Annotated in this window: 20 protein-coding genes; 9 read left to right on the top strand and 11 right to left on the bottom strand. The window is 39.8% G+C overall.

The annotated features are described in order from the left end of the window. The first annotated feature begins 14 nt into the window (after nt 1-14). Nucleotides 15-1211 carry an alpha/beta fold hydrolase gene (locus ACTJJG_RS04285; protein WP_372552653.1) on the top strand — a complete coding sequence of 399 codons (1197 nt, stop codon included), beginning with the start codon at nt 15-17 and terminating at the stop codon, nt 1209-1211. A 67-nt stretch (nt 1212-1278) separates the two neighbouring features. Here ACTJJG_RS04285 and phoR read toward each other — a convergent pair whose 3' ends face one another. From phoR to ACTJJG_RS04270, 3 genes are all read right to left on the bottom strand, one after another. Next, nucleotides 1279-2637 carry a phosphate regulon sensor histidine kinase PhoR gene (gene phoR, locus ACTJJG_RS04280; protein WP_002121907.1) on the bottom strand — a complete coding sequence of 453 codons (1359 nt, stop codon included), beginning with the start codon at nt 2635-2637 and terminating at the stop codon, nt 1279-1281. Between the two features lie 9 nt (nt 2638-2646). Next, entirely contained in the window at nt 2647-3357 is a 711-nt protein-coding gene (gene phoB, locus ACTJJG_RS04275) for a phosphate regulon transcriptional regulator PhoB (RefSeq protein ID WP_000650776.1), read from the bottom strand. Between the two features lie 253 nt (nt 3358-3610). Then, nucleotides 3611-4282, bottom strand: a complete 672-nt coding sequence (locus ACTJJG_RS04270) for a TetR/AcrR family transcriptional regulator (RefSeq protein WP_000224580.1) — start codon at nt 4280-4282, stop codon at nt 3611-3613. Nucleotides 4283-4492: 210 nt separating this feature from the next. Here ACTJJG_RS04270 and ACTJJG_RS04265 point away from each other — a divergent pair, with 210 nt between their 5' ends. Then, nucleotides 4493-5326, top strand: coding sequence for an SDR family NAD(P)-dependent oxidoreductase (locus ACTJJG_RS04265; protein ID WP_002121857.1), 834 nt, complete (start codon nt 4493-4495; stop codon nt 5324-5326). Between the two features lie 57 nt (nt 5327-5383). Here the strand turns inward: ACTJJG_RS04265 and ACTJJG_RS04260 are convergent, their stop codons facing one another. The 5 genes from ACTJJG_RS04260 to ACTJJG_RS04240 form a co-directional block, all read right to left on the bottom strand. After that, nucleotides 5384-6751, bottom strand: coding sequence for an MATE family efflux transporter (locus ACTJJG_RS04260; protein WP_017387596.1), 1368 nt, complete (start codon nt 6749-6751; stop codon nt 5384-5386). A 106-nt stretch (nt 6752-6857) separates the two neighbouring features. Next, nucleotides 6858-8012 (bottom strand): pyridoxal phosphate-dependent aminotransferase, encoded by a 1155-nt coding sequence (locus tag ACTJJG_RS04255; protein ID WP_032013090.1) that lies wholly within the window; start codon nt 8010-8012, stop codon nt 6858-6860. Nucleotides 8013-8040: 28 nt separating this feature from the next. Then, entirely contained in the window at nt 8041-9351 is a 1311-nt protein-coding gene (locus ACTJJG_RS04250) for a DUF445 domain-containing protein (RefSeq protein ID WP_017387594.1), read from the bottom strand. Between the two features lie 13 nt (nt 9352-9364). Further along, nucleotides 9365-9928 (bottom strand): CC0125/CC1285 family lipoprotein, encoded by a 564-nt coding sequence (locus tag ACTJJG_RS04245; protein WP_372552652.1) that lies wholly within the window; start codon nt 9926-9928, stop codon nt 9365-9367. Between the two features lie 59 nt (nt 9929-9987). Next, nucleotides 9988-10527, bottom strand: coding sequence for a DUF924 family protein (locus tag ACTJJG_RS04240; RefSeq protein ID WP_002121850.1), 540 nt, complete (start codon nt 10525-10527; stop codon nt 9988-9990). 168 nt (nt 10528-10695) lie between these two features. Between ACTJJG_RS04240 and gshA the strand changes: the two genes are divergently transcribed. From gshA to ACTJJG_RS04215, 5 genes are all read left to right on the top strand, one after another. Further along, nucleotides 10696-12273 carry a glutamate--cysteine ligase gene (gshA, locus tag ACTJJG_RS04235; RefSeq protein ID WP_005066727.1) on the top strand — a complete coding sequence of 526 codons (1578 nt, stop codon included), beginning with the start codon at nt 10696-10698 and terminating at the stop codon, nt 12271-12273. 16 nt (nt 12274-12289) lie between these two features. Beyond that, nucleotides 12290-12811, top strand: coding sequence for a disulfide bond formation protein B (locus ACTJJG_RS04230; protein ID WP_002121896.1), 522 nt, complete (start codon nt 12290-12292; stop codon nt 12809-12811). Between the two features lie 158 nt (nt 12812-12969). Next, nucleotides 12970-15846, top strand: coding sequence for a type VI secretion system Vgr family protein (locus tag ACTJJG_RS04225; protein ID WP_032057111.1), 2877 nt, complete (start codon nt 12970-12972; stop codon nt 15844-15846). A 3-nt stretch (nt 15847-15849) separates the two neighbouring features. Beyond that, nucleotides 15850-17448, top strand: a complete 1599-nt coding sequence (locus ACTJJG_RS04220) for a glycoside hydrolase family 19 protein (RefSeq protein WP_032057109.1) — start codon at nt 15850-15852, stop codon at nt 17446-17448. A 15-nt stretch (nt 17449-17463) separates the two neighbouring features. After that, nucleotides 17464-17991, top strand: coding sequence for a hypothetical protein (locus ACTJJG_RS04215; RefSeq protein WP_032062531.1), 528 nt, complete (start codon nt 17464-17466; stop codon nt 17989-17991). 55 nt (nt 17992-18046) lie between these two features. On the opposite strand, the gene ACTJJG_RS04210 is transcribed toward ACTJJG_RS04215, so the two are convergent. Next, nucleotides 18047-19390 (bottom strand): PGAP1-like alpha/beta domain-containing protein, encoded by a 1344-nt coding sequence (locus ACTJJG_RS04210; RefSeq protein ID WP_032057108.1) that lies wholly within the window; start codon nt 19388-19390, stop codon nt 18047-18049. A 211-nt stretch (nt 19391-19601) separates the two neighbouring features. Between ACTJJG_RS04210 and ACTJJG_RS04205 the strand changes: the two genes are divergently transcribed. Both ACTJJG_RS04205 and parE read left to right on the top strand, forming a co-directional pair. Further along, nucleotides 19602-20183 carry a YqiA/YcfP family alpha/beta fold hydrolase gene (locus tag ACTJJG_RS04205; protein ID WP_032070466.1) on the top strand — a complete coding sequence of 194 codons (582 nt, stop codon included), beginning with the start codon at nt 19602-19604 and terminating at the stop codon, nt 20181-20183. 14 nt (nt 20184-20197) lie between these two features. Then, nucleotides 20198-22081: a DNA topoisomerase IV subunit B gene (gene parE / locus ACTJJG_RS04200; protein WP_372552649.1), complete on the top strand. Its 1884-nt coding sequence runs from the start codon at nt 20198-20200 to the stop codon at nt 22079-22081. Nucleotides 22082-22207: 126 nt separating this feature from the next. Here the strand turns inward: parE and ACTJJG_RS04195 are convergent, their stop codons facing one another. After that, on the bottom strand, nt 22208-22711 hold the full coding sequence (locus ACTJJG_RS04195) for an ureidoglycolate lyase (protein ID WP_044425248.1): 504 nt from the start codon (nt 22709-22711) through the stop codon (nt 22208-22210). After that, on the bottom strand, nt 22708-23718 hold the full coding sequence (gene alc / locus ACTJJG_RS04190) for an allantoicase (protein ID WP_002121874.1): 1011 nt from the start codon (nt 23716-23718) through the stop codon (nt 22708-22710). The genes ACTJJG_RS04195 and alc overlap by 4 nt, the downstream gene beginning before the upstream one ends. Nucleotides 23719-23743: the final 25 nt, after the last annotated feature.

Raw genomic sequence — 23743 nt, 5'->3', positions numbered from 1 at the left:
AGAGGAGTAATCCCTTGATTAAAAAAAGTAATTCTTTTTTAAAAATTTTATTTAGCAGTATTTGTTTGGCATCTGGTTCTGCTATGGCTGCTCCAATTACAGATTTGGGTAAGCAAATTGTGAGCGAAAAACCGGGTTCAATATTGTCGCTAGAACAGCAAACTGTGACGGATTTGTTTCCTCATGCAGATCAGCGTTTGTTGGTCAATTATCGTAGTCGAGGTATTCAGGGCGAACCTATTGTTGCATCGGCTTTTATTTTATTACCAAAAGGAACACCGCCAAAAAATGGCTGGCCGATACTGGCTTGGGCACATGGTACGACTGGAGTTGCTGATACTTGTGCACCTTCGGGCGACTATGTGGGTGGGCCAGTTCATTCATATCAAGAAGTTGCTTCCAAAGCTTTAGATGGTTGGCTTGCACGTGGCTATGCAGTTGTCGCGCCTGACTATCAAGGCTTAGGCACATTAGGCGCACATCCCTATATGAATGCAAAGAGCCAACTGCATACGGTGGTCGATGCAGTGCGGGCATTACATTTGCTTAAGCCCAAGAGCTTTAATAAACAGTGGTTGGTGATGGGACATAGTCAAGGCGGGGCTGCAGCAATTGCAGTGTCTGCCTATGGTCAAAAAGATGCTCCCGAATTAGATTTAAAAGGGGCAATCGCTCTTGCGCCAGGCGGCTATCAATATGAAGGCATCGCAGAATATGTGCAGAGTAATCCAAACCCAGAACCAAGTGTGGCAGCTTTCTTCCCGATTGTATTATTGGGTGCGCAAGCAGCAGATCCAAGCATCATTCCTGAAAAGCTGGTAAGTCCTGAAATGAACACTGTGCTGACTCAAGCACGTAGTCGCTGTTTATCTGAACTTCCATCTGATTTGAAGAAGTCTCCTTCTAGCATATTTCGCCCTAACGCAGACTTAAAACCTCTTTTGGCTTATCTTAAAAAGCAGTCCATTGAAAATATGGTGCCGACTGTGCCGTTAATGATTGTTCAAGGCTCTAAAGATCATTTAGTCGACCCTAGAGGGACATCTGCTTATTACCAACAGCTATGTAAATTAAAAAAACCAACTATTTATCAAACGATTGATGGTGGCGATCACCGTGATGCACTGCGTCAAAGTAATACTTTTGCCACTCACTTTTTAAATGTCATAGAGAAAAATCAGACAAAATCGTATTGCTCGAATTCTAAGTAAATTGGTTTAAATAATACAAAAAAGCCGACTTTTCATGAGTCGGCTTTTTAAATGTGAGAGGGCAACTTTAGGTCATGTTATATAGTCTTTCTTTTGGAAAAACTGCGGTAAATGTTGATCCTTCGTTTTCTTTAGACTGCACATCTAAATAAGCGCCGTGTTGCATCAGCACATGTTTTACAATCGCTAAGCCTAAACCTGTACCACCTGTTTGACGACTACGGTCGCTATCAACACGATAGAAGCGTTCAGTCAGTCGTGGCAAATGTTTAGGGTTAATTCCGATGCCTGTGTCTTGCACACTAAAGTATGCATGTTCGCCATCATCATGCCAGCCAATGGTAATGGTTCCACCTTTTGGCGTGTACTTGATAGCATTCGTAATTAAATTACTAAATGCGCTGGCAATTTCCATGTCAGAACCAATTAGGTCACAGTGGCTATCAATATGTAAATTGAGCGTGTGTCCATAATCAGCATTGTAGGCCTGAGCATCATCAAACAATTGATTCATTAAGCTCGGCATTTCAATAATCTGGTTTTTTGCGATTTTCTTATTATTTTCTAAATTTGATAACAGTAGTAAATCATTGACCAACGCATTCATACGTTTGGTTTGTGATTGCATCTGGTCAAATGCACGTTTCCAGCGTGGGCTAATATCTTCCTGATCGGTAAAGGTTTCGATATAACCACTGAGCACGGTTAATGGGGTACGAAGTTCATGCGAAATATTGTCGACAAAGTCTTTACGCATTTGCTCAAGGTTGTGCATACGCGTCACATCGTAAGCCACCAATAAACGACTTTCTCCACCAAATCGAGTGAGCTTAACCTGTACATAACGGTCATCATCAAAATTGGAATGCAGCTTAATCCCATCAGGTGCCTGATCAATATTGTTAAAATATTCAATAAAAGTAGGCTGACGTAAAATGGTTAATAAGTTGCGGCCACGGTCGAGAGGACTGATTCCTAACAAACGTTCGGCAGCAGGGTTCCACCACTCGATTTGATGTTGGTCATCAATGAGTACAACCGCTTCAGCAAGAGCAACTAATGAAGACTGAGCCCGGTCAATTAAACCGACCATTTCGGCCTGAACAATTCGTTCCTGACGCTGAGCACGGTAAACATTAAATAACAATGCCCCCCAAATCCCGTTAAGGTTTGGAGGAACGTCATAAGGTTTATTCGCAATCCAGTCATTGACCAGATATAAAGAACGCAACTGGAGTGTAAAAAACACCACGAAGGCGATAAAAATACAGCTCCAGAAATACCCAATACCGAAACCGACTAAACCGGCAATAATTAGAAAAAATAATAAAAGCCGTAAATCTTGTTTGGCAAACGTCCATAAACTACTGTAGCGAGAAAGCTTTTGTTCACGTACCTGTTCAGGGACGGGGTAGGGTTCATACATAAATCTTGGTTAACCTGCGGCTAAATCTGCACGTGTTGAGAAACGGTAGCCAGTTCCACGTACAGTCTGAACAAATCGGTCAACACCAAAAGGTTCTAACACTTTACGTAAACGACGGATATGCACATCGATAGTGCGGTCTTCAATATATACATTACCGCCCCATACCTGATCGAGCAACTGGGCACGCGTATAGGCACGTTCTGGATGGGTCATAAAAAACGCAAGTAAGCGATATTCAGTTGGGCCCATATCTAAAATACTGTTACCAAAGCTAACACGCTGGCTTACAGGATCAAGAATTAAACCATTGGCATCAATTGTTTTTTCACCACTTAATGCATTCGCGCGGCGCAGAACTGCCTTAATACGTGAAACCAGTTCACGTGTTGAGAAAGGCTTCGTCATGTAATCATCTGCACCCGCATCAAGACCTTGTACTTTATGGTCTTCTTCTCCGCGAGCGGTCAGCATAATCACTGGAATTTCTGCTAAATTCTCATCGCGTTTTAAGCGGCGACATAAATCGACACCACTTACACCTCCAGGTAACATCCAATCAAGCAAGATAAGCGCCGGACGTTGGTCGACGATAATTTGATGAGCCTGTTTGGCATCTTCTGCCTGTAAACACTGAAAACCTGCCATGTCCAAAGAAGTATGGATCATTTCACGAATAGGAAGCTCATCATCGACAATTAAAATATAGTCATCTTTCACAACGCAATATCCTATAGATTTAACGGTGAACCGTTTTGTAGTTATGACAGGCTTATTACAAAGATTAATTATGACAATTTCATTGCAGAAAAGTCTATAAAAATGAATTTAGCAATAATTTGTGACAAAACTAAGGCAAAGGTATGACCAAATTATGACATCTAAGCCTCAAACTTTCTAAAATCATTCAATAGGTTATCACCTTAATTGCTTAGCTATTTTTTCACATTTTGGCTGTCAAAAAACTTTAATATTATTTTGAAACTTGAGCTAATAAAGATAAGAAAACGATACGGCACGCAGTTAAAACCTGCTCAAGAGACTGCTCAAACCCTCCCATCACCCATCGAATTGCAATTTGAGTGACATATCCATTTAAACCCGTTGCGATTAAAGAGAGCTCATTTTCATGGTGTTGAATTTGGGGCATGGTCAGCATAACGAAGGCTTGAATCATGCGATCAAATTGCGCAAGTGTTTCTTGAATGGTGGCCTGATTATGTAATTCTTGCACCAGAACTGCATCGACATAGACAATACGAGCTAATCTCGGGTCATCTTTTAATGTTGTCAGCAGCGCTCTCAAACCCGCATCGACCATTTTTTCTGGATCGGGTGCAGCTTTAATCACGGCTTGCATCAGATTTTGCTGTAATTCTTCAATCATTTTTAAAAAGATGGTTTGGAATAAATCTTCACTCTTTTTAAATGATTCATAAAAATAACGTTCGGTGAGTTTAGCTTCTTGGCAGACATCTTTTACCGTCACTGAAAAAAAACCAAGGGTTCCGTAGGTTGCAATACCCGCTTCAATCAGTTTTTCGCGGCGTGCTTCTTTACGTTCAGATAGAGATAACCCTTTGAACTGACGTTCTTTACTCACACTTTTTGTTTTCTTTTTACTGGTTGAGTCGTTAGTCGCCATAAATAAATTTTTTCCTAAAGAATGGTTTCCTAATTTATAGGTTTTGGCCAAATATGCTCACTATGATAAAGCCCTCAGCAGAATTGTGCCATTCTATCTGAAATTACAGTGTACTATATTGACAATGTGTATTGTCAAAATTATATTGAAGGTGTCTAAAGTGCACATGCAATGAACCGATTGTGCAAATCGAAAAACAAAGGATGGACAATGAAAAATTTTAAAAACAAAGTCGCTGCAATTACGGGCGCGGGTTCTGGCATTGGGCAACAGTTAGCAATTCTTTTGGCAAAACAGGGTTGCCATCTTTCGTTGAGTGATATTAATGAAAAAGGATTACAACAAACTGTCGAGCTTTTAAAGCCTTACAGCAATATTACTGTTACCACTAAAAAGCTTGATGTGTCTGACCGTGAAGCGGTAAAGCAGTGGGCGCAAGAAACAGTACAAGATCACGGTTCTGTTAACCTGATTTTTAACAATGCTGGCGTTGCGTTAGGTTCGACTGTCGAAGGCGCGACCTATGAAGATTTAGAGTGGATTGTTGGGATTAATTTCTGGGGCGTCGTATACGGTACTAAAGAATTTTTACCGTTCATTAAGCAAACTCAAGATGGACACATTATTAACATCTCGAGCTTATTTGGTCTGACTGCCCAACCTACACAGTCTGGCTATAATGCAACCAAATTTGCTGTGCGTGGCTTTACCGAATCATTACGCCAAGAGTTAGATATTGAAAAAAGTGGCGTGAGTTCTTTGTGCGTACATCCAGGGGGAATTCGCACCAATATTGCTAAAGCTGCAAAAATGAGTGATAGCTTGAGTACTTTAGGTATGGACCCAGCTAAATCGATTCAAAACTTTGATAAGTTCTTACGTACCCCACCAGAAGAAGCGGCTCGTCAAATCTTGGATGCCGTTTTGAAAAATAAACGCCGTTTATTGATTGGTAGTGATGCAAAATTTCTTGATGCATTACAGCGTTTGTTCCCAACAGGATATCAACGCGCTTCAACCGTTGTGACCAAATGGATGAAATAAGATTTAAATTAAAAAAAGCCATCAAATGATGGCTTTTTTTATGTGGCTTGGATGGTTCTAAATAAGAACTTTGATCGTCTTTTTCTTCCAGATAAATTGATAATACAAGCCTTGAATAATACATAAACTCACAAATGCCAAGGCATAGGCAACCCAAATGCCTTTAAGTCCCCACATTGAGCTAAACCAGTAAGCGCATGGAATTTCAATAAATAAAATGGCAGAGATATTAATCAGCATTGGAACAGTCACGGTGCCGCTCGCACGCATGATAGAGGCAAAAATGGCACCTGCGCCAAAGAATAAAATCGCCCAAAGTACAATAAATAAAAGCTGTTGACCTAACACCACCACAGTTGGGTCGGTAATAAACAAAGCCATTAAATATTTTGAAAATAGATAACCAAGTGCAATTAAGGCACCTGTAAATAAAAAGTTCATTCCCAGAGCCGTACGGGTTACTCGCGCTAATAGATCTGATTTACCCGCACCAATCGCTTGCGCTGCAAAAATTGAGGCTGCTATGGAGATCGAAATCGCTGGAAACTGAATGTAGTTGAGTACCTGATTCACTGCACCATACGCTGCTGTAGCATGTGAACCATAATGGTTAACCAACCCAACAATAACTAAACCCGCCATTGAGGTCGTAATCATTTGAATACCCGTTGGGACGCCTAAGCGTAAAATAATTTTGCTTAGTTCTGGATTATGACGGATATGTTGCAGAAGTTGACGATTCGGCCGAAGTGAATGATTTTTCTTGTTAAGATAAATCGCGAGAAAAATTAATATTGCGATATAACTAATAATTGATGCTATAGCAGGAGCAATAATCCCTAGGGCAGGAAAGCCAAAATAACCTTTGAGAAGAATTGGTGTAATAATTACACCGATGACACTGGTTAAAGCTAGAGCCAGTAAAGGGGTCGTACTGTCTCCCACACCACGTAAAATTGAGGTATAGATAATATAAACGAACAGAAGTGGACTACCCGCCAACATCCATTGTACATAAGGCAAAGCAAGATGCATTACCTTGGGATCTGTACCTAAAAGCTCCAAAATATCATGGGCGAAAAACACACCAAGAATCGCGGTAATAATTCCACCAATGATGGTCATAAACAGGGTAGAACCGACCACACTTTGGACTTTCTCTATATTTTGCGCACCCCATGCTTGCCCTACTAAAACAGTAGTACCCGTTGAAATCCCAATAATAAAAGCGAGTAGCAAAAATAAGATAGGGAAATATACAGAAACTGCCGCAATTGCATCTACTCCCATCATTTGACCAACAAAGATGGTGTTAATAGTTCCCGACAAGTTCTGCAAAATATTGGTTGCAATCAAGGGTAGCAAGAAAACAAAAAATGTTTTCCATAGATTTTGCTGTTGAATTAAGGACTGTCTTGGTGGCATGTATTCTCCATCGCCCATCTCTTTGTTGAGTTGGGCGGATATTCAACTTAGCATATTTGGAGTGAATGACTTGTAGTATTTTTACAGTGCTAAGTGGCTAAATTTATTAACATTGATTCAGAATTTCTCCTGCTTTTTGCAGAGTCTCATCATTTTTAGCAAAGCAGAATCGAATCAAGCGTAAAGACTCAGGCGCTTGCTGGTAGAAAACCGAAACTGGAATTGCCACAATCTTGTGTTGCTCGGCAAGAAACTGGCACATTTCCACATCGTTTAAGTCGGGACGAATTTGACTATAATCAAGATTTTGGAAATAAGTACCTTGAGAAGGTTTAAGTAAAAAACGACTATTGAGAATTGCCTGATTAAATCGATCTCTTTTCGTTTGGTAAAACTGAGAAAGCTCTTGAATATGTTCTGGATGTTGCTCCATATATTGCGCTAGAGCAATCTGACAAGGGGTCGTACCACAGAAATTCGCATATTGATAAATCTGGCGGAATAAACGCATCAGCTCAGGTGAAGCGACGCAGTAACCCGTTTTCCATCCCGTCACATGAAAGGTTTTTCCAAAAGAACCAATCACAAAACTACGCTCTCTGAGCTCTGGAAAATGCAATGCGCTAAAGTGTTGTTGACCATCAAAAACTAAGTGTTCATAGACCTCATCGGATAAAACCAGAATATTTTTATCTTGAATCAGTTCAATGAGTTCTAACCAGTCTTGTTTTGCCCAGATCGTACCGGTTGGATTATGGGGCGTATTCACCACAATCATACGGGTTTTGTCATTAATCAAATCTTTAACTTGTTGCCAGTTCACCTTAAAGTCAGGTGCTTGCAGGGCAATATGAACCGCTTTGCCGCCTGCTAACTCGACAGAAGGGCCATAGCTATCATAACTTGGGTCAAAAATAATGACTTCATCACCTGCATTGATGCAGGCTTGTATGGCACAAAAAATTGCAATGGTTGCGCCAGGAGTAATCGTGATTTGAGTAACCGGATCAAGTTGAATTTGATCACGTTGCTGAAATTGTAAAGCGAGTTGCTCCCGTAAACCGAGAATACCATCGCCAGGCGGGTACTGATTATGTCCAGCTAAAGTCGCTTGAGATAAGGCTTCAAGTAAGGCTTGTGGCGCCGGAAAATCTGGAAATCCTTGTGACAGGTTGAGTGCACCTAGACGATGTGCCAGTGCCGTCATGGTACTAAAAATAGTCACGCCTTGAGTGGCCAATTTTGACTGTAGCTGAAGCATATTGTTCTCTTATTAAAAATATTTAAAGTTATAAAATTGATTCAATCACTGCCCGAATTACACCAAGTGTCAAACCAATAAATGCACCCACTACAACACCATTTACTCGGATCATGTGCAAGTCGCCACCGACTTCATTTTCAATTTTCCCGATCATTTCACGTGAATCCCATTCATGAATGCGTTCACTCACATAGCGTATGATTTTATGGCTATATTGATCCGTAAAATTCATGGCAAGTCCTGTCATTTCTTTGTTGAGAACTTCACGTACTTTTACATTTTGAACGAGATTTTCACCCAACTGCTGAATCGCAGCTCGCAGGTTCATTGCAATGCCAGAGTCTTCTTTCATTAAATCTTCTTTAATGGCATCACACAAAATAGTGACAGCACCACTAATAAAATTTAGAACTTGAGGACTATCAAGGAGAGCATCTTTACCGCTGTTAAGGCGTTGACTGGCAACACTATCGGGTTTCGCTAGCTCTAGCATGAGTGAATGTGCAATTGTTTCAATTTCTTGTCGCCATGGGTGTTCATGGTCGGCCAGCATTGATTCTACTTTTTCAACCAATGAGTCGATGGTACGTTGTTGAACATCAATTCCAATCCAGCTTGCGCCTCTTGCAAGTGACCAGACACCCAGTGCTTTAAACATTTTTCGGGTTAATTCACGGGTTTTATCTGGGTTTTGTACCACCCACTCATGGGCAATATCTAGACCACGTTGTAAAACATCTTGGTGGAAATCATTTTCCAAGACTGCACGTAGCATTTCACTGGCGAGTTTGTTGACTTGGGTATTACGTACCCATTGCACGCTGTTGTTTTGCACGAAATTAGCAATTTGCTCTTGGCTCACAAATTCAAAAATTTTCGGTACAGTTTGCTGAATGAGCTGCACCACTTGCGTATTGTTTTGCGGACTTGCCAACCATTGACCAATTGCGAGGCTTAAGTCTGTTTTTTCTAAGCTTTTTTCGACCACTTGAGGCGAAAGAAAATTTTCCTGTACAAAACGGCCCATCGACTCTGCAATCCGTGCCTTGTTACGCGGAATAATCTCGGTATGGTCACGTAAAAACTTAGGAATTGGTAACTTACCAAAAGGGTTCCGAAACAGAACTGTAATCGCGTACCAATCGGCTAGACCACCAACTACGCCGGCTTCGGCCCCTAGCATCAAAATATGAATAAAACCTGTGTATTCTGGCAGAAAACGGTCGGCTACCATCAGTGCAATCCACAGCACAACGACGATGATCAGCGCTAGGGTAGCAAAATATTTACTACGTTTAAGACTGGGCACGTGGTGAACTTCTTCTGCCATGCTCATAAATTTATCCTATTCATTTTTGTTTTACTGGAGGCTCGGGTGGTGGCAACAGCGCTCCTGTCGGACTCAATCCATATTTTTGTCCGATTGATTTCAAGATCAAGGTTGCATCAAAAGCGTCTTGAGGAGCTTGCTTTTGATCCCGATAACATTCAATAGTATACGACACTTGAACAGGGTCGATATTGACCACTTGTGGGAAATCATAGAACGGATCATGCCAGAAACCCGGATAGCGACGACCATAGCCATAAGGATAAAAGCTTGGAGCAGATGGATAAACCACAGCCTGACGTGGTGGTTTCTGACTTTGGTTACTTGGGTCATTCAGTACTTTAAAAAAGCGGAAACCTTTTTGTACGGTCGTTTGCGCTGATTTTACCAAAGTGATTTCTTCAGCTGCACCGTAACTCATATTCGGATCGGCTTTAAAACTAATACGAAACGTTTGCGCATTTAAAGGGTATGCGGAAAACTGGCCAAGTTGATCAAAGGTTTTTGGTTTACTTGGAGTCGTTGCACAAGCAGTTAAGGTTAAGGCAGCGCCTAAGGCTAAACAAAGAGAGAGATATTTCATGGTGAACTCCCAGCTGAGCATTAAAACAAAGATGACTCAGCATTAAAAATTAAGAAGCTTTAAAAACTACTGTTCGGTTCTAATAAAAATTCGGTTTCCTCTGGAGTAGAAACACGTCCGAGAATGGTATTGCGATGAGGATAGCGTCCAAAGCGATCAATAATGACTTTATGCTTTTTCTCAAAGCTTAAGTTAATTTCATTGCCAAGACGTTGAAATAATTTTAAGGCAAATTCATGGATCAATTTTGATTCACTATGCATAAACGGCATATATAAAAAAGAGCGTTGCTCTGGATTAAGCTGTGCATCGAGTTGCAAACTAATTGCTTCTTGTGCCAAAGCTAATGCCAAGCTGTCATAGGCAAAAGATTGGGGCTGATCACGATAGATGTTGCGAGAAAACTGGTCTAGTACAATAATCTCTGCCAAACGACCTTCTGCTGTTTTTCGCCAAGACCAGAGTTCTGCTTGAGTTGCCTGTCGATGAACATCAGAAAAATTTTCACGGATTTTTTTGTCAAAATCATCACTTTTTGCAAACCAAAGTGAACGGTGTTCAGGAGAAAACCAGAAGTTTAAAATGTCTTGTTCGTTCATGATATTGACAACTCTTTAGCAATTATTCTTCAATAAAATCACAATTCTTTCGTGTCTTAAATAACAAGATTGTGATAAAAATTGCCAAACTGGAATGATGTGATTATATAAGTAACCGTATCATCTCACGATTTTGTATATAGTGATCTTTAATAAGCGAGCAAATGCATGAGTCAACCCACTACACCATCTCAATCAGTTATTCCTGCTTGGGTGGATTCGTCGCTACTACAAGGCATGTTACGTGGAATAGAGCGTGAAAGCCTACGTATGCAAAGTAATGGGTTCTTATCACAAGAGTTACATCCGAAGGCACTAGGTTCGGCGTTAACACATCCAAAAATTACGACTGATTATTCAGAAGCGTTGATGGAGTTTATTACCTCACCTAAGCCAACGATTGAAGAAGCTCTGCATGAGCTCACCGATATTCATGCGGTTGTGCATCGTCATTTAGAAAATGGTGAAAAACTCTGGCCGCTGTCTATGCCATGTATGTTAGACGACAATGAAGAACGCATTCGTCTAGCGCAATATGGCACTTCTAATATTGGCCGTTTTAAAACACTATATCGCCGTGGGTTAGGAATTCGATATGGTCGTCGTATGCAGACCATTTCAGGGGTGCATTACAACTTATCTTTCCCAGATACACTTTTTGCTGAGCTGCAAGCTCATGAAACTGACGAACAATTAAAATCATTAAGTTTGCAGGATTACCGTAGCCATCGTTATTTTGGCCTTATTCGTAATTTTATTCGTTTAACACCATTGGTCATGTTCTTGGTGGGCGCGAGTCCAACGGTATGTCGTTGTTTCTTGACCGGACACAAACATCATTTGTTGCCTTTAATCAAAGGTTCATACTATTTACCGTATGCTACAGCACTCCGTATGGGGCGATTGGGCTATCAAAACTCAGCACAAAAAAGCTTAGGTATTCATTACAACAATTTGTCTGGCTATCTGGATGGTTTACAAAAAGCCGTTCATTCTCCTTACCCACCATTTAGCCGTTTAGGGTTAAATGATGCATCTGGTGAGCCGTTGCAAATTAATGATCATGTTTTGCAGATCGAGAATGAATATTACAGTCTAGTACGTCCAAAACAGGTGCCTCAAGCAGGTGAAACACCGTCTCAAGCTTTAAAAAATCGAGGCGTTGGTTATGTGGAGTTACGTGCTGTAGATGTAAATCCATACTCGGCAATTGGTGTTGATGAAACGACAGCAGGCTTTCTTGAAGTGTTAGCACTTTATTGTCTGTTAAGTGATAGCCCAGACTTATTATGTCCTGAGCAAGACTTGGTTGAGAAAAATCAGACAGAGGTGGTCAACCGAGGTCGAGCGCCAAACGCAACCATTACAGATTTAACTGGGTCGTATCACATCGAAGATTGGGCACGTTTATATATTGCAAAAATGCAAGATTGTGCACAATTACTCGATCAGACGTATGCAACCGACTTGTATGGTTCAGCTTTGGCGGTTATGCAAGCACGAATTGATGAAGTTGATGAAACTTTATCTGCCCATGTCATTGACGATACGTTAAAGCATGGTGGAACTTGGAGTTTTGGTAGCCACATGGCTCAGTTACATGCTGAAAGTTATGAACAGCATGAGCTTAGTGTGGAAACTTTGAAACATTTTGAACAGTTGGCTGCGCAATCTTTACAGCAGCAAGAAAAACTTGAGCAAGATACCAAGATCAGTTTTGATCAATATCTTGAACAATATCGATAATAAAACGAGGTTTTACATGCGATTAAGTTACCGTTTGGTGAGTGGACTACTTGTTTTAGCAAGTATAGTCGGCATGTCTTTTGCGTTGTATCTGGAACATGTAAAAGGTTTAGAGCCATGTCCGCTCTGTATTTTTCAACGTGTTGGCTTAATGGCGATGGGCCTTGTAGCACTCATAGCCTTTTTGCATAACCCAGTTTCCAATGCGGTTAAACGTTTTTATGCATTTTTAGCAGGCATCGCAATTTTATGGTCAGTGGGTGTAGCAGGACGTCATGTCTGGTTGCAACATTTACCACCAGATCAAGTACCAAGCTGTGGCCCGGGTTTAAATTATCTAATTGATGCCTTACCAATGAAAACGGTTTTACAAGAAGTATTGTCGGGTTCAGGTGAATGTGCAGCAATTGATTGGACCTTTTTAGGTCAATCTTTACCAGTTTGGTCATTGGTCTATTTCCTCTTACTATTACTGGTCTGTTTATGGCAGTTATTCCGTTTTTATCCAGTATTTAAGACAACCAAAAAAAGAGCTTAAAGCTCTATCAAAAAGCCCAACACTATGTTGGGCTTTTTATTGCTTGGGAATAGGTCAAAATATAAAAAAACGAATTAAAAAAAAGCATAATCATGTAGACAGATAGTTCTGTTTTTTATAAAGTGCAGCCGTTTATATATCCTTATGATTATAAAAAAATGCTTTTTAATATCTTTAATGTTTTGGAAAAAATAGGGTTAAGTGCGCAGAAACGTGCCGTCCATGTGCAATTTTCTAATGAACTACTCAATAGCCAAGTTTTTTTACAACGTATAGAAGGCCAACATCAGCTAAATGGGGGATTGGAAGCTGAGTTGATCTGCCTTTCAACGAGTGCCCAAATTGCATTGAAGCAGTTTATAGGTGTGCAAGTTGCCGTTGATCAGGTCACTGATTCTGGACAATTGTTCCGAACTACAGGAATTGTGACAGAAGCGAGTTATGGCCAGAGTGACGGTGCTTTAACGCTTTATAAACTCACCTTAAAAGACGCGACAAACTTATGGCACAAGCGCCGTAATAGTCGTGTTTTTATGAATAAAAGCATTATTGAAGTCACGGAAGTTCTATTTAAAGAATGGCAAGAAAGAAGTCCACTTTTTGCGACAAGTTTAAGTCTCGACCTCAGTGGGTTAAGCCAGAGTTATGATATTCGCCCATTTATCATGCAGCACAATGAATCTGATTATGACTTTCTTACACGCTTATGGCGAAGTGAAGGCGTTAGCTGGCTAATTGATGAAGCAGAGCTTTTTGTTCCTCACTTTACTGCACCTATACAACCTCAAAAACTAAGACTCATTGATGATAATAGCCAGTACCAAGCTTTAGCACGTCGTAGTATTCGCTATCACAGAAGTAGTGCAACAGAATATCAAGATAGCATTACTGGTTTTGTTGCAGTGCGGACTTTACAGCCGACTGCTGTACATGTGCAGCGTTGGCAACCTGATGCTCTAGCACATGAAGAAGGTGTAGGTTCAGTTATCACTACACACCTACATTCTGAGCAGTTTGATTCAGCGAGTTTGAGTCTTGAAGAAGCATGGCATCTTAGTCCTGCTTGGATGCAAGATTTGAAAGGGGAAGATCAGGCCACTGCTTCAAGTAGTAATCAGCTAGAGAAATTAAATCAGCACTTCACTGACATGTATGCGAGTCAGGCCAAATACTTTAAGGCCTATAGTAGTGTCCGTGATAGCCAAGTTGGTTATTGGTTTAACCTACAGGAGCATCCTGAAATTGATCAGCATGAAGGGGCTGATCAAGAGTTCCTCATCATTGCTAAAAATTTTTATAACCAAAATAACTTACCAAAAGATTTACATCAGCAAGTTAGCCAGTTGTTAACCCAAAGTCGTTGGGATAAACATGGTTATGATGATATTGAGCGCCAAGGTAATGAGCTGACCCTAATACGCCGTCAGATCAAGACGGCACCTGAATATAATCCAGAACAGCATCGCCCAATTGCTTACCCGCAAAGAGCCAAAGTCGTGGGGCCAGAGGGAGAGACTATTCATGTTGATGAATGGGGGCGCATTAAGGTGCGTTTTCTATTTACCCGTAGTGATGATCATGGGCATGACGGTGGCGCGGGTAGCAATGACAATGATACCGACTCAGCTTGGGTGGATGTACTGACTCCTTGGGCAGGCGAAGGCTATGGAGCACGTTTCTTACCACGTATTGGTGAAGTGGTGGTCATTGACTTCTTTGATGGCAATATTGACCGTCCATTTGTGACTGGACGCATTCATGAAGCACAGCGCTCACCAACCAAGTTCGATGTGAAAGGGCAGCTTCCTGATACTAAAAAACTAAGCGGAATTCGCAGTCAGGAAATCAGTGGTAGTGGTTTTAACCAATTACGCTTTGATGACACAACGGGACAAATTAGTACCCAATTACAAAGTAGTCATGCAGCAACACAGCTGAATTTGGGTAATTTAAGCCATCCGAAAGAACAAGCGACGAGTCAGGGTCGTGGAGAAGGCTTTGAGCTAAGAACAGATGCTTGGGGAGCTGTGCGTGCAGGTAAAGGCATGCTCATTAGTACCTATGCACAAGAGCAAGCTCAAGGACTTCACCTTGATGCGAATGAATCCAAACAGCAGCTTGAAGGCGGGTTAAACAACAGCAAAGCTCTAAGTGAACTTGCAAAAAATCAGCAAACAGATCCATTGGAAGTTCTTGATCATTTAAAAACCTTTTTAGATCAGATTGAACAGCGAGACAGAGATAAAGCTGCTGCATTTAAACAAGCGATTATGGTGTTAAGTGCACCAAATAGTATGGCCCTTACTAGTAATGAAAATATCCATCTGAGTGCAGATGGACATATTAGCCAAACTGCTGGTGATAGTATTAACCTGAGTACTCAAAAGAATTTTATTGCTCATGCCCAGAATAAGATAAGTTTTTTTGCAGCTCAAAATGGAGCAAGAATGTATGCAGGTAAGGGCAGAATTGAGTTACAAGCACAAAGTGATGGTACAGATATCATTGCACGAAAAGGGATACAGATTATTTCAACAGAAGATAGAATCGAAATAACTAGCCCAAAAGAAATTATACTCACTGCGGACGGTTCACAACTCAAGATTAATAGTTCGGGTATTTTCCCTGTAACTGGGGGCAAGCTTGAGGTTAAAGCAGGTCAGCATTTATTTATGAGCGGTGCAAATATTGTTGTTCCCAAGATAAGCTTACCTACTATAAAAACACCTTATAGTAATAAAATTAACTATAATTGGAATATAAATTCGGAAGATAAAAAAGAACTATTTATTATAAATAAAAAGAACAATAGCCTTATAAAAACCCATAAAAATAAGCTTGATAAGAATAATAATTTAAGTTCATTACGGTTTTATACACCAGAAGAAGCAGACTTTACTGCAATGATTTTTAATTCAGATTATATTCAGTTAAAGCAAAATATGCCTGATAGTGAAAATATTGATGAGCTTTTAGAGGAAACACTTTTGTATGACGAAGAAAATGATGACGTCTATACAGAAGAGGAGTTTTGATTAATGAGTAAATTAGTCACTATTACTTCTAAGTTTTATGATAAGTCTGGAAAGCAGATTATTAACTTAAATGTACAATCTAGATATAAAGATTCATTAAATGCTAATAGCCAAAAAACTGATAAACTCGGTCTTTTTGTATTTCAGGCTTCACCAAATAGAACTGTTGAGATATTAGCAAAGCCTCCTAATCAAAAAGATTATACAGTATTTAAAACGATAAACTCTTCTATTCATTCCTCAGAAAAAAATCCTATTAAAGTTCAGTTGCCAAAAACAATTGATGAATATAAACAAGTAAAGCAATCCAGCTCAACCAAAGGAATCGTAAGTACTTTTTTTAAAATTGTTGATATGAATGGAAAAGTTATGAAAAACTTTCCTATTCAATCACGACCAAAAGGTAAAGGAAATTCGCCCGATAAATATACAAATGATGAAGGCATAGTAGAAGTACGCTCATCACCTAATAGAGACATAGAGGTCTTAGTATTAACATCAAATGATACATTTTTTTTAAAAAGTTCAATAAATTCTGCTAATGGCAGTTCACAACCAATTTTTATTAAATTAGATGAGCCTTATGAAAAATTTAAAAGTGCATCTACGATTAAAATTTTAGATCGAGATGGAAGTGACTACATTGTAGAAAAAACTAATGTGGAAATGTTAGTTGTTGAAAATGGTAAAAAACAGCTTTTTAGTATTTCGAATGGAAAATTACCATTACAAAGCATGGTAGGGCAGAAACTAGAATTTACGGTGTATAAGCCTGATGGTAAGCCTTTAAAGACACAAACCTATATGGCAACGCGAGTCAAAAACAACCCTGTTGAGTTTCATCTGGATGTAGATATAACAAAAGGCAGTACGGCACAGAATGATCCAGAGATTAATAAGAATGTTAAAGTTGATATATTAATTACAATGGACCAAATGAAAAAAATGTGGCCAAAAGCTTCAGCTACAAAAATTCAACCAATTTTAGATGAATTAAATAGCGATTTAACTGGCTACAAATTGGATACTAGATTGAGACAAGCCCATTTCATGGCTCAAGTTAGGCAAGAAGTTGGTAGCTCTTTTTCACTGAGAGAACAAGTGGAATATATGGGGCCAACGGCATTGAAACAAATTGGCTATTATAGAACTCATCATAAACAAGCAGATATTGATGGATATAAAAGAGGCCAAGGACCAGCAAATGGAGAAGTAATTGCTAATCGCATGTACGATGATAATTATCGTAGCGCTAAATATAAATTAGGTAATACTTCTCCTGGTGATGGTTGGAGGTATTTAGGCCGAGGACTAAAACAATTAACAGGAAAGAATAATTATCAAGATTTAACTAATATGTACTCAACTATATGGCCTGGAGAGAAAGTCGATTTTGTAAAGAATCCTGAATTAATTGAACAACCAAAATATGCGGTTAGATCTGCCATTAGATTCTGGTTGAAATTTAAGCTTTATGATGTTGCTGATAAGGGTGCTAATGGAGAACAGGTAGATGCCATAACAAAAGTAATTAATGAAGCTACAAATTCATATGCTGATCGACGAGCACATTTTGTTCAGGCAAGAAAGATTTTTATTTAATATAGTGTTTATGAAATGAAAAAATATTTTACTAGTATTCTGTTTATTATATCATCTCTAATATATTCTCAGAATTTATTTGCAAAGGATCAATGTAATATTGACCAACAAGTAAACTTAAATATATTTAAGAAAAATGATTATAAATTCTATAATTATATATGTGAATCTTCGGAAGGTTCATATCTTAAAGGTTATGTAGGAGATCAAGAAAAAAAAATATTTGTTGGTGATTATTCTGATTTTGCAGCTAAGGAAAGTCCTAAACTTTTAGCTGTCAGTATTTATAAATCAAATAAAAGAAAACCTCCTATATTAATTACCCTTAACTCATCATATTACTGTTGTACTCCACAAATTGAAGGTGAAATTTATCAAGTTAACCTATATCAAATTAGTAAAAATAAGACTTTAAATCTGAAAAATATAACAAATATATTAGGTAGTAATGCAGAGGGTTTTGAAGGGATTGCAGAAGGGAAAGTCTATTATAAATATAAAAATATTTCTGAGATTAAAAAATGGTTAGATAAAAATTATTAATAGATTTATGATTTTTAGAATAATTTAAAAAAACCCAACATAAGTTGGGCTTTTTTTACGTCTCTACAATTCCTTCTAAATCTTCGAGCTTATAGTTCGGCATATCAATAATATGAGTTTGAATACCTTCTTGGACGTAATCATTAATATGAGGATATAACCAACGAGTAATCTGTTCCGCAACACTTGAGTGATACTGAATTTCAAAGTGATTTAAGCCATAAAACACGGCTTTATGTGAATCTGGAACTTTAAGCTGAAAACGTGGATTAGGGTGTTCGCCTAGCGCGCTTTTTACACTCACTAAGTAGTCGCCAATTACGGTCAACGCTTTATTGCGCACCTTTTCAAATTCTAAGGTCCCTGCCACTAAAAAGGTGTTGATATGGGAAGGTAGCGGAGCAGGGGCGCGGTTATCATCCATCATACCAATACGGGCATCCATATGTTCCCAATCATCATCACGAACGCTACCGTGGCGTAAGTCTAAAATACCATTACTCCGAATATTAACCAGTTGACCGAGTAAGCCGACAAAAGGGAAAGCCCCAAGTTTATCTTGTATGGTAAAGCCAAAGCGCTCTAAAACTGCCCCATGATGTGGAGAGCCAATACAGACTAGATTCTCGACCATATGGATCCATTGATACATATTTTGTTTGCCATAAAACAAGGCACTACGGGAAACCAGTCCGCCCATACTATGGCCAATGATATCGATGCTGGTAATTCTTGGATTACGTTGGACCAAGTCTTCTAATAAGTTTGAAAAACTGCGTCCATTAGCTGAAATGCGTCGACCTGTGTTGTAATTTAAATACAACATGGTGTTATGGTCACGCTGCGCTAACAGGCGCTCACCAATGCCGCCATAGTGTGCATTTGACCAAGTCAGATGGTTCATACATAAACCATGAGCTAAAATCACGATACGGCCTGCAAGTTCCCCTTGTTGTATTGCACCGTAGTGATCATATAGCACCATGGGTAAAGCGAGGGGGCTATGCTGTTTCAGTAGATAATCCCCAAAAATCCCATTCAAAATACCGACTAAAAAATGTAGGCTTGGGGTGAGTGGTTTTTCGTGAAGTGTAGGATATTTTTCAATAATGTGACGTAAGCTTGGCGCTAAAAAACAACTCCCATATTTTTGTAAAGCACCATAAGAAAATTGATATGCCTTTTGCACAAATGGTCGTTTTTGAAAGTTTTTAGCATTTTGTGTACTCACACCAAAAGCATTTTTTAATACTTCAATATTAATAACTTGAATTAATTCATGTACACCATTTAAGCTGGTACTGAACAGTTGAGCTAAACCTTCTAATACGTCTGCCTGACTAGGTGGCGTACGATCCCATTTACAATAAGTTTCATGTAGTGGTGTTAAGCTCGGCATATCTTTTCCCCATATACGTTATAACCGACGTTTTAAGCTGTACTTTTTATCAACGGCAGTAAACGTTTCCATCTTAGTAGTTTAAATAACACATGTTTTTAAAATACTGATGAATGGTTAGTTGAGTGGTTTTTCTTGTCTGACAATAGTGTTTTTATATACAAACTGAGAACAAAAATGTGAGTTTATTCTCAATTTAGAGGGAAAATATATGAATATTATCTACCTCCATGGCTTTAATAGTAGCTCTCTTTCAATTAAAGGGCTGAGCCTTAAGCAGTATTGTAGCGAATTGGGCATAAATGTGCATTTGCCAGACTTAAACAGATCTCCTGATCTAGTGGTTGAGCAAGTTTCAGAGCTGATAGAGTCTTTAGATGATGTAGCCTTAGTCGGTAGTAGCCTTGGCGGGTTTTTTGCGACATATTTTGTCGCGAAATATAATGTTCCAGCTGTACTGATTAACCCTGCTATGCAACCATGGAAGCTGTTTGATGAGTTATTTCAAGTTGAAAGTATGCCCTATGTGGTGAATGATCAATGGTCAATTGACCATGTCCAGTTAAGGCAGTTACAACAACTGGAACTGAAACAACCTGAAAATGCCGACAAAATACTCGTCTTATTGCAACAAGGCGACGAAATTTTGGATTATCGTCAAGCACAACGCTATTATAGTGCTGCAACGCCATCCTCATTGATTTTGACGGATGCTCATGGCAATCATGCTATGGAAGATTTTGAAGAAAAATTACCGTTAGTGATCGAATTCTTTGCGCACACCATCAAATAAGGAAAACGTACAACGTGACACAATATACGGCTCAATCGCTTGAAGTTCTTTCCGGTTTAGACCCTGTTCGTCGTCGTCCAGGGATGTATACCGATACGACTCGACCTAACCATTTAGCCCAAGAAGTTATTGATAATGCTGTTGATGAAGCATTAGCTGGTCATGCCGACAAAATATGTGTTACGGTTTATAAAGATGGTTCGTTGTCGGTTGAAGATAATGGCCGTGGTATGCCGGTCGATATTCATCCTGAATATGGCCAAAGTGGTATTGAAATTATTCTGACCAAGCTCCACGCAGGCGGTAAGTTCAGCACCGATAACTACCAGTTTTCAGGTGGTTTGCATGGTGTGGGGATTTCCGTTGTAAATGCTTTATCAACACGAGTTGAGGTCGAAGTTCAACGTCAGGGTAACCTATACCAGATGGCCTTTGAGCAAGGTGAACCAGTAGCACCTTTAGCAGTGCTAGAAGGCAAAGCACCAAAACGTGCGACAGGTACAACGGTACATTTTTGGCCAGAAGCGAAATATTTCGATAGTCCAAAATTTGCGTTAAAAGCACTGAAACACAATTTAAAAGCCAAAGCTGTTTTAGCTGCTGGTTTAAAAATTATCTATATCGATCAAATTAACGATGAAAAAATCGAATGGCAATTTGAAAATGGCCTCGTCGATTATTTGATGGATGAATTGCAAGACCGCGAAATTTTGCCAAATCCTGCATTTGTGAGCAGCGGTCAGGCAGATCGTGCGGCATGTGAATTTGCGATTTGTTGGAATGTGGAAGGTGGTGAACAGGTTCAAGAAAGTTACGTCAACTTAATTCCAACTGCACAAGGCGGTACTCATGTGAACGGTTTGCGCTCTGGGGTTACCGAAGCATTGCGCGAGTTCTGTGAATTGCGTAATTTGCTACCACGAAACCTCAAACTTTCGGCGGAAGATGTTTGGGATGGTGTGAACTATATCTTGTCGCTCAAGTTCCAAGAGCCTCAGTTTTCAGGTCAAACCAAAGAGCGTCTTTCGAGTCGAGAAGCATCAAATATTGTTTTAAATATTGCTAAAGATGCTTTCGCACTCTGGCTCAACCAACATGCTGAAATTGCCATGCAGCTGGCAGAAATGGCAATTTCTAAAGCAGGTCGTCGTTTAAAAGCAGCAAAGAAAGTCGAGCGTAAAAAAATTGTTTCCGGCCCTGCATTGCCGGGTAAGTTGGCAGATTGTTTTGGTCAAACACGTGAAGACAGTGAGTTATTTATTGTCGAGGGCGACTCTGCGGGCGGTAGTGCCAAGCAAGCGCGTGATAAAAACTTTCAGGCCATCATGCCAATTCGTGGAAAAATCTTAAACACATGGGAAGTTTCTTCAGATGAAGTACTCGCTTCTCAAGAGGTTCACGACATTGCGATTGCCATCGGGGTAGACCCGGGCAGTGATGATTTATCTGAACTGCGTTATGGCAAAATCTGTATTTTGGCCGATGCTGACTCGGACGGTTTACACATTGCGACTTTGCTTTGTGCTTTATTCGTTAAACACTTCCCAGCATTGGTTGAAGAAGGACATTTGTATGTGGCAATGCCACCATTGTTCCGTATCGACATTGGTAAAGATGTTCATTACGCGCTTGATGATGATGAACTTGAAACTATTTTGAAAAATATTAAAGGCAATCGTAATCCGCAAATTACCCGATTCAAAGGATTGGGTGAGATGAACGCGATTCAATTACGTGAAACGACTATGGACCCGAACACGCGTCGTTTAGTTCAGCTCGATCTAGATGATGTGCATCTAACGGCAGGTTTACTCGACAAGTTACTTGCGAAAAAGCGTTCGGCAGATCGTAAGCAGTGGCTTGAGCAGAAGGGTAACTTAGCTGATATCACTGTCTAAAAAGGCGTAAAAAATCCCCGCTCAATTAGCGGGGGTTTTTTTTATGTAAATCTAAATTGTTGGAAATCACCACAACGGGTTCTGCCATTCATTAAAGTAAAAATATACAGATCTGTATATTTTAATTTAGGCGGTAATTTTTATAGCCTGTGGAAATTGAAAAACATCACAATTCGCTCCACCTCCAATTCGATCTACCACCGCAAAATCACTGGGTGCTTCAAAGGTAAGCAAAGGATGATGCCATATGCCTGCCCGATAATTGATACTTTGCTTCCCATTTGAAACAAATGCACATAACTTTGAAATATCAGGAGTATTTTCATCCAAAGCGGGTGCAACAATAATTAAAAACTTTTGTTGCTGTAATGGAATAAATGCTTGAGAGCCTTTCGGATGGCGCTCTAACATTGAAATCTCTAAAGGCAGCACACTGGCCTTAATATTACGGAATATACTGATTCCTGCCTTTGCTTCACCCTCAACTTCAGTTTCAACGAGCGCATGGTAGCGCTCGGTGTGGGCATCGTTAATATGAAAAAAGTCATGCCCGTCGCAACAGATGACTTCTCCGAAGGGCTGGAAATTTTCAATTGTTAAGGGCTGAATTTGAACATTCTTCATTATCATGACTTGGCAATTTTCCCCCATAAACGGACACGGCTAATACCACCATCTGGAATCATGTTAATACGAATATGCGAGATTTTTTCATGTTGTAAAATCTCATTCACATATTCATGAATATGATCCATTTGCATCGGTTGGGCTTCTAGTAAGTAAGACCAGAACATACTTTGAGGAATTAACTGTGCATCGGTTGCGTTTTCAAGGTAAACCGCCTGAATAGATACTTGGGCAGGGAAATTCCCTTTAAAATGAGCCGTATCAATTTCAAGTTTCTCAATTTTTCCGCTCTTACCCAACGCAAGAATACACCAGTCATAACCCGGTGCACGGCGGCGTTTAGTTTCCCATCCATCGCCCATGTTGACTCCACGGCCTGGGTTAATCAAATTACGAGGATGGCCAAAATGCGCATCGCTATAGGCAACTACGCGGCCACCATTTTCGAGAGCCAATAAATCGAGAGTTTGTTCGCTGTCAGTTACCTGAATATGAACATCACCATAGACACGTAAACGGGCAATACCGCCATCTGGGAAAATATTAAGGCGTATATGAGTGAAAAGTGCATCATTATTGACCATAAAAATATGATGCTGGCTCGGGCCTAGTTCAGTATTTCCTAAAACATTCTCCCATTTTGCCCCTGTCAGGTCCCCATTTGGTGCATAACATGCTTCTAATGATGCAGAGGCAGGGTAATTTCCTGTAAAAAAGCTGGTATCAATATCAAGAGCAGTGATTTTTCCACTTACACCAAGCTTCACGATACACCAATCATAACCTGCGTGACGTTTACGGCGCGTCTCCCATCCGTCCATCCATTTGCCGTTATCATCAAATTTATCTTCAACAAAAATAGGCGCATCAAATTGCAGCATACGCTTTGCTTCTGCAAAGAAATCATCTGAACACTCAATGACTTGTGCACCAATTCGGGCATCTGCCAAATTGGTCTTAGTATTCAAAATCTCAGGAAGTTCAAAAGCTGGAGCGTGCAATGTTGCCATAATGGAGTATCCGTATTTCTTGTTA

Source organism: Acinetobacter sp. 22512, assembly GCF_052044755.1.
GTDB classification, from domain to species: domain Bacteria; phylum Pseudomonadota; class Gammaproteobacteria; order Pseudomonadales; family Moraxellaceae; genus Acinetobacter; species Acinetobacter pittii.
This window is presented reverse-complemented; position numbering and strand designations above follow the sequence as displayed.

Excerpts from the sequence above, each read along its gene's own strand:
- phoR (WP_002121907.1), bottom strand. The coding sequence starts at position 2,637 with ATGTATGAACCCTACCCCGTCCCTGAACAGGTACGTGAACAAAAGCTT.
- ACTJJG_RS04270 (WP_000224580.1), bottom strand. The coding sequence starts at position 4,282 with ATGGCGACTAACGACTCAACCAGTAAAAAGAAAACAAAAAGTGTGAGT.
- ACTJJG_RS04265 (WP_002121857.1), top strand. The coding sequence starts at position 4,493 with ATGAAAAATTTTAAAAACAAAGTCGCTGCAATTACGGGCGCGGGTTCT.
- ACTJJG_RS04260 (WP_017387596.1), bottom strand. The coding sequence starts at position 6,751 with ATGCCACCAAGACAGTCCTTAATTCAACAGCAAAATCTATGGAAAACA.
- ACTJJG_RS04255 (WP_032013090.1), bottom strand. The coding sequence starts at position 8,012 with ATGCTTCAGCTACAGTCAAAATTGGCCACTCAAGGCGTGACTATTTTT.
- ACTJJG_RS04250 (WP_017387594.1), bottom strand. The coding sequence starts at position 9,351 with ATGAGCATGGCAGAAGAAGTTCACCACGTGCCCAGTCTTAAACGTAGT.
- ACTJJG_RS04245 (WP_372552652.1), bottom strand. The coding sequence starts at position 9,928 with ATGAAATATCTCTCTCTTTGTTTAGCCTTAGGCGCTGCCTTAACCTTA.
- ACTJJG_RS04240 (WP_002121850.1), bottom strand. The coding sequence starts at position 10,527 with ATGAACGAACAAGACATTTTAAACTTCTGGTTTTCTCCTGAACACCGT.
- gshA (WP_005066727.1), top strand. The coding sequence starts at position 10,696 with ATGAGTCAACCCACTACACCATCTCAATCAGTTATTCCTGCTTGGGTG.
- ACTJJG_RS04230 (WP_002121896.1), top strand. The coding sequence starts at position 12,290 with ATGCGATTAAGTTACCGTTTGGTGAGTGGACTACTTGTTTTAGCAAGT.
- ACTJJG_RS04225 (WP_032057111.1), top strand. The coding sequence starts at position 12,970 with ATGCTTTTTAATATCTTTAATGTTTTGGAAAAAATAGGGTTAAGTGCG.
- ACTJJG_RS04220 (WP_032057109.1), top strand. The coding sequence starts at position 15,850 with ATGAGTAAATTAGTCACTATTACTTCTAAGTTTTATGATAAGTCTGGA.
- ACTJJG_RS04215 (WP_032062531.1), top strand. The coding sequence starts at position 17,464 with ATGAAAAAATATTTTACTAGTATTCTGTTTATTATATCATCTCTAATA.
- ACTJJG_RS04210 (WP_032057108.1), bottom strand. The coding sequence starts at position 19,390 with ATGCCGAGCTTAACACCACTACATGAAACTTATTGTAAATGGGATCGT.
- ACTJJG_RS04205 (WP_032070466.1), top strand. The coding sequence starts at position 19,602 with ATGAATATTATCTACCTCCATGGCTTTAATAGTAGCTCTCTTTCAATT.
- ACTJJG_RS04195 (WP_044425248.1), bottom strand. The coding sequence starts at position 22,711 with ATGATAATGAAGAATGTTCAAATTCAGCCCTTAACAATTGAAAATTTC.
- alc (WP_002121874.1), bottom strand. The coding sequence starts at position 23,718 with ATGGCAACATTGCACGCTCCAGCTTTTGAACTTCCTGAGATTTTGAAT.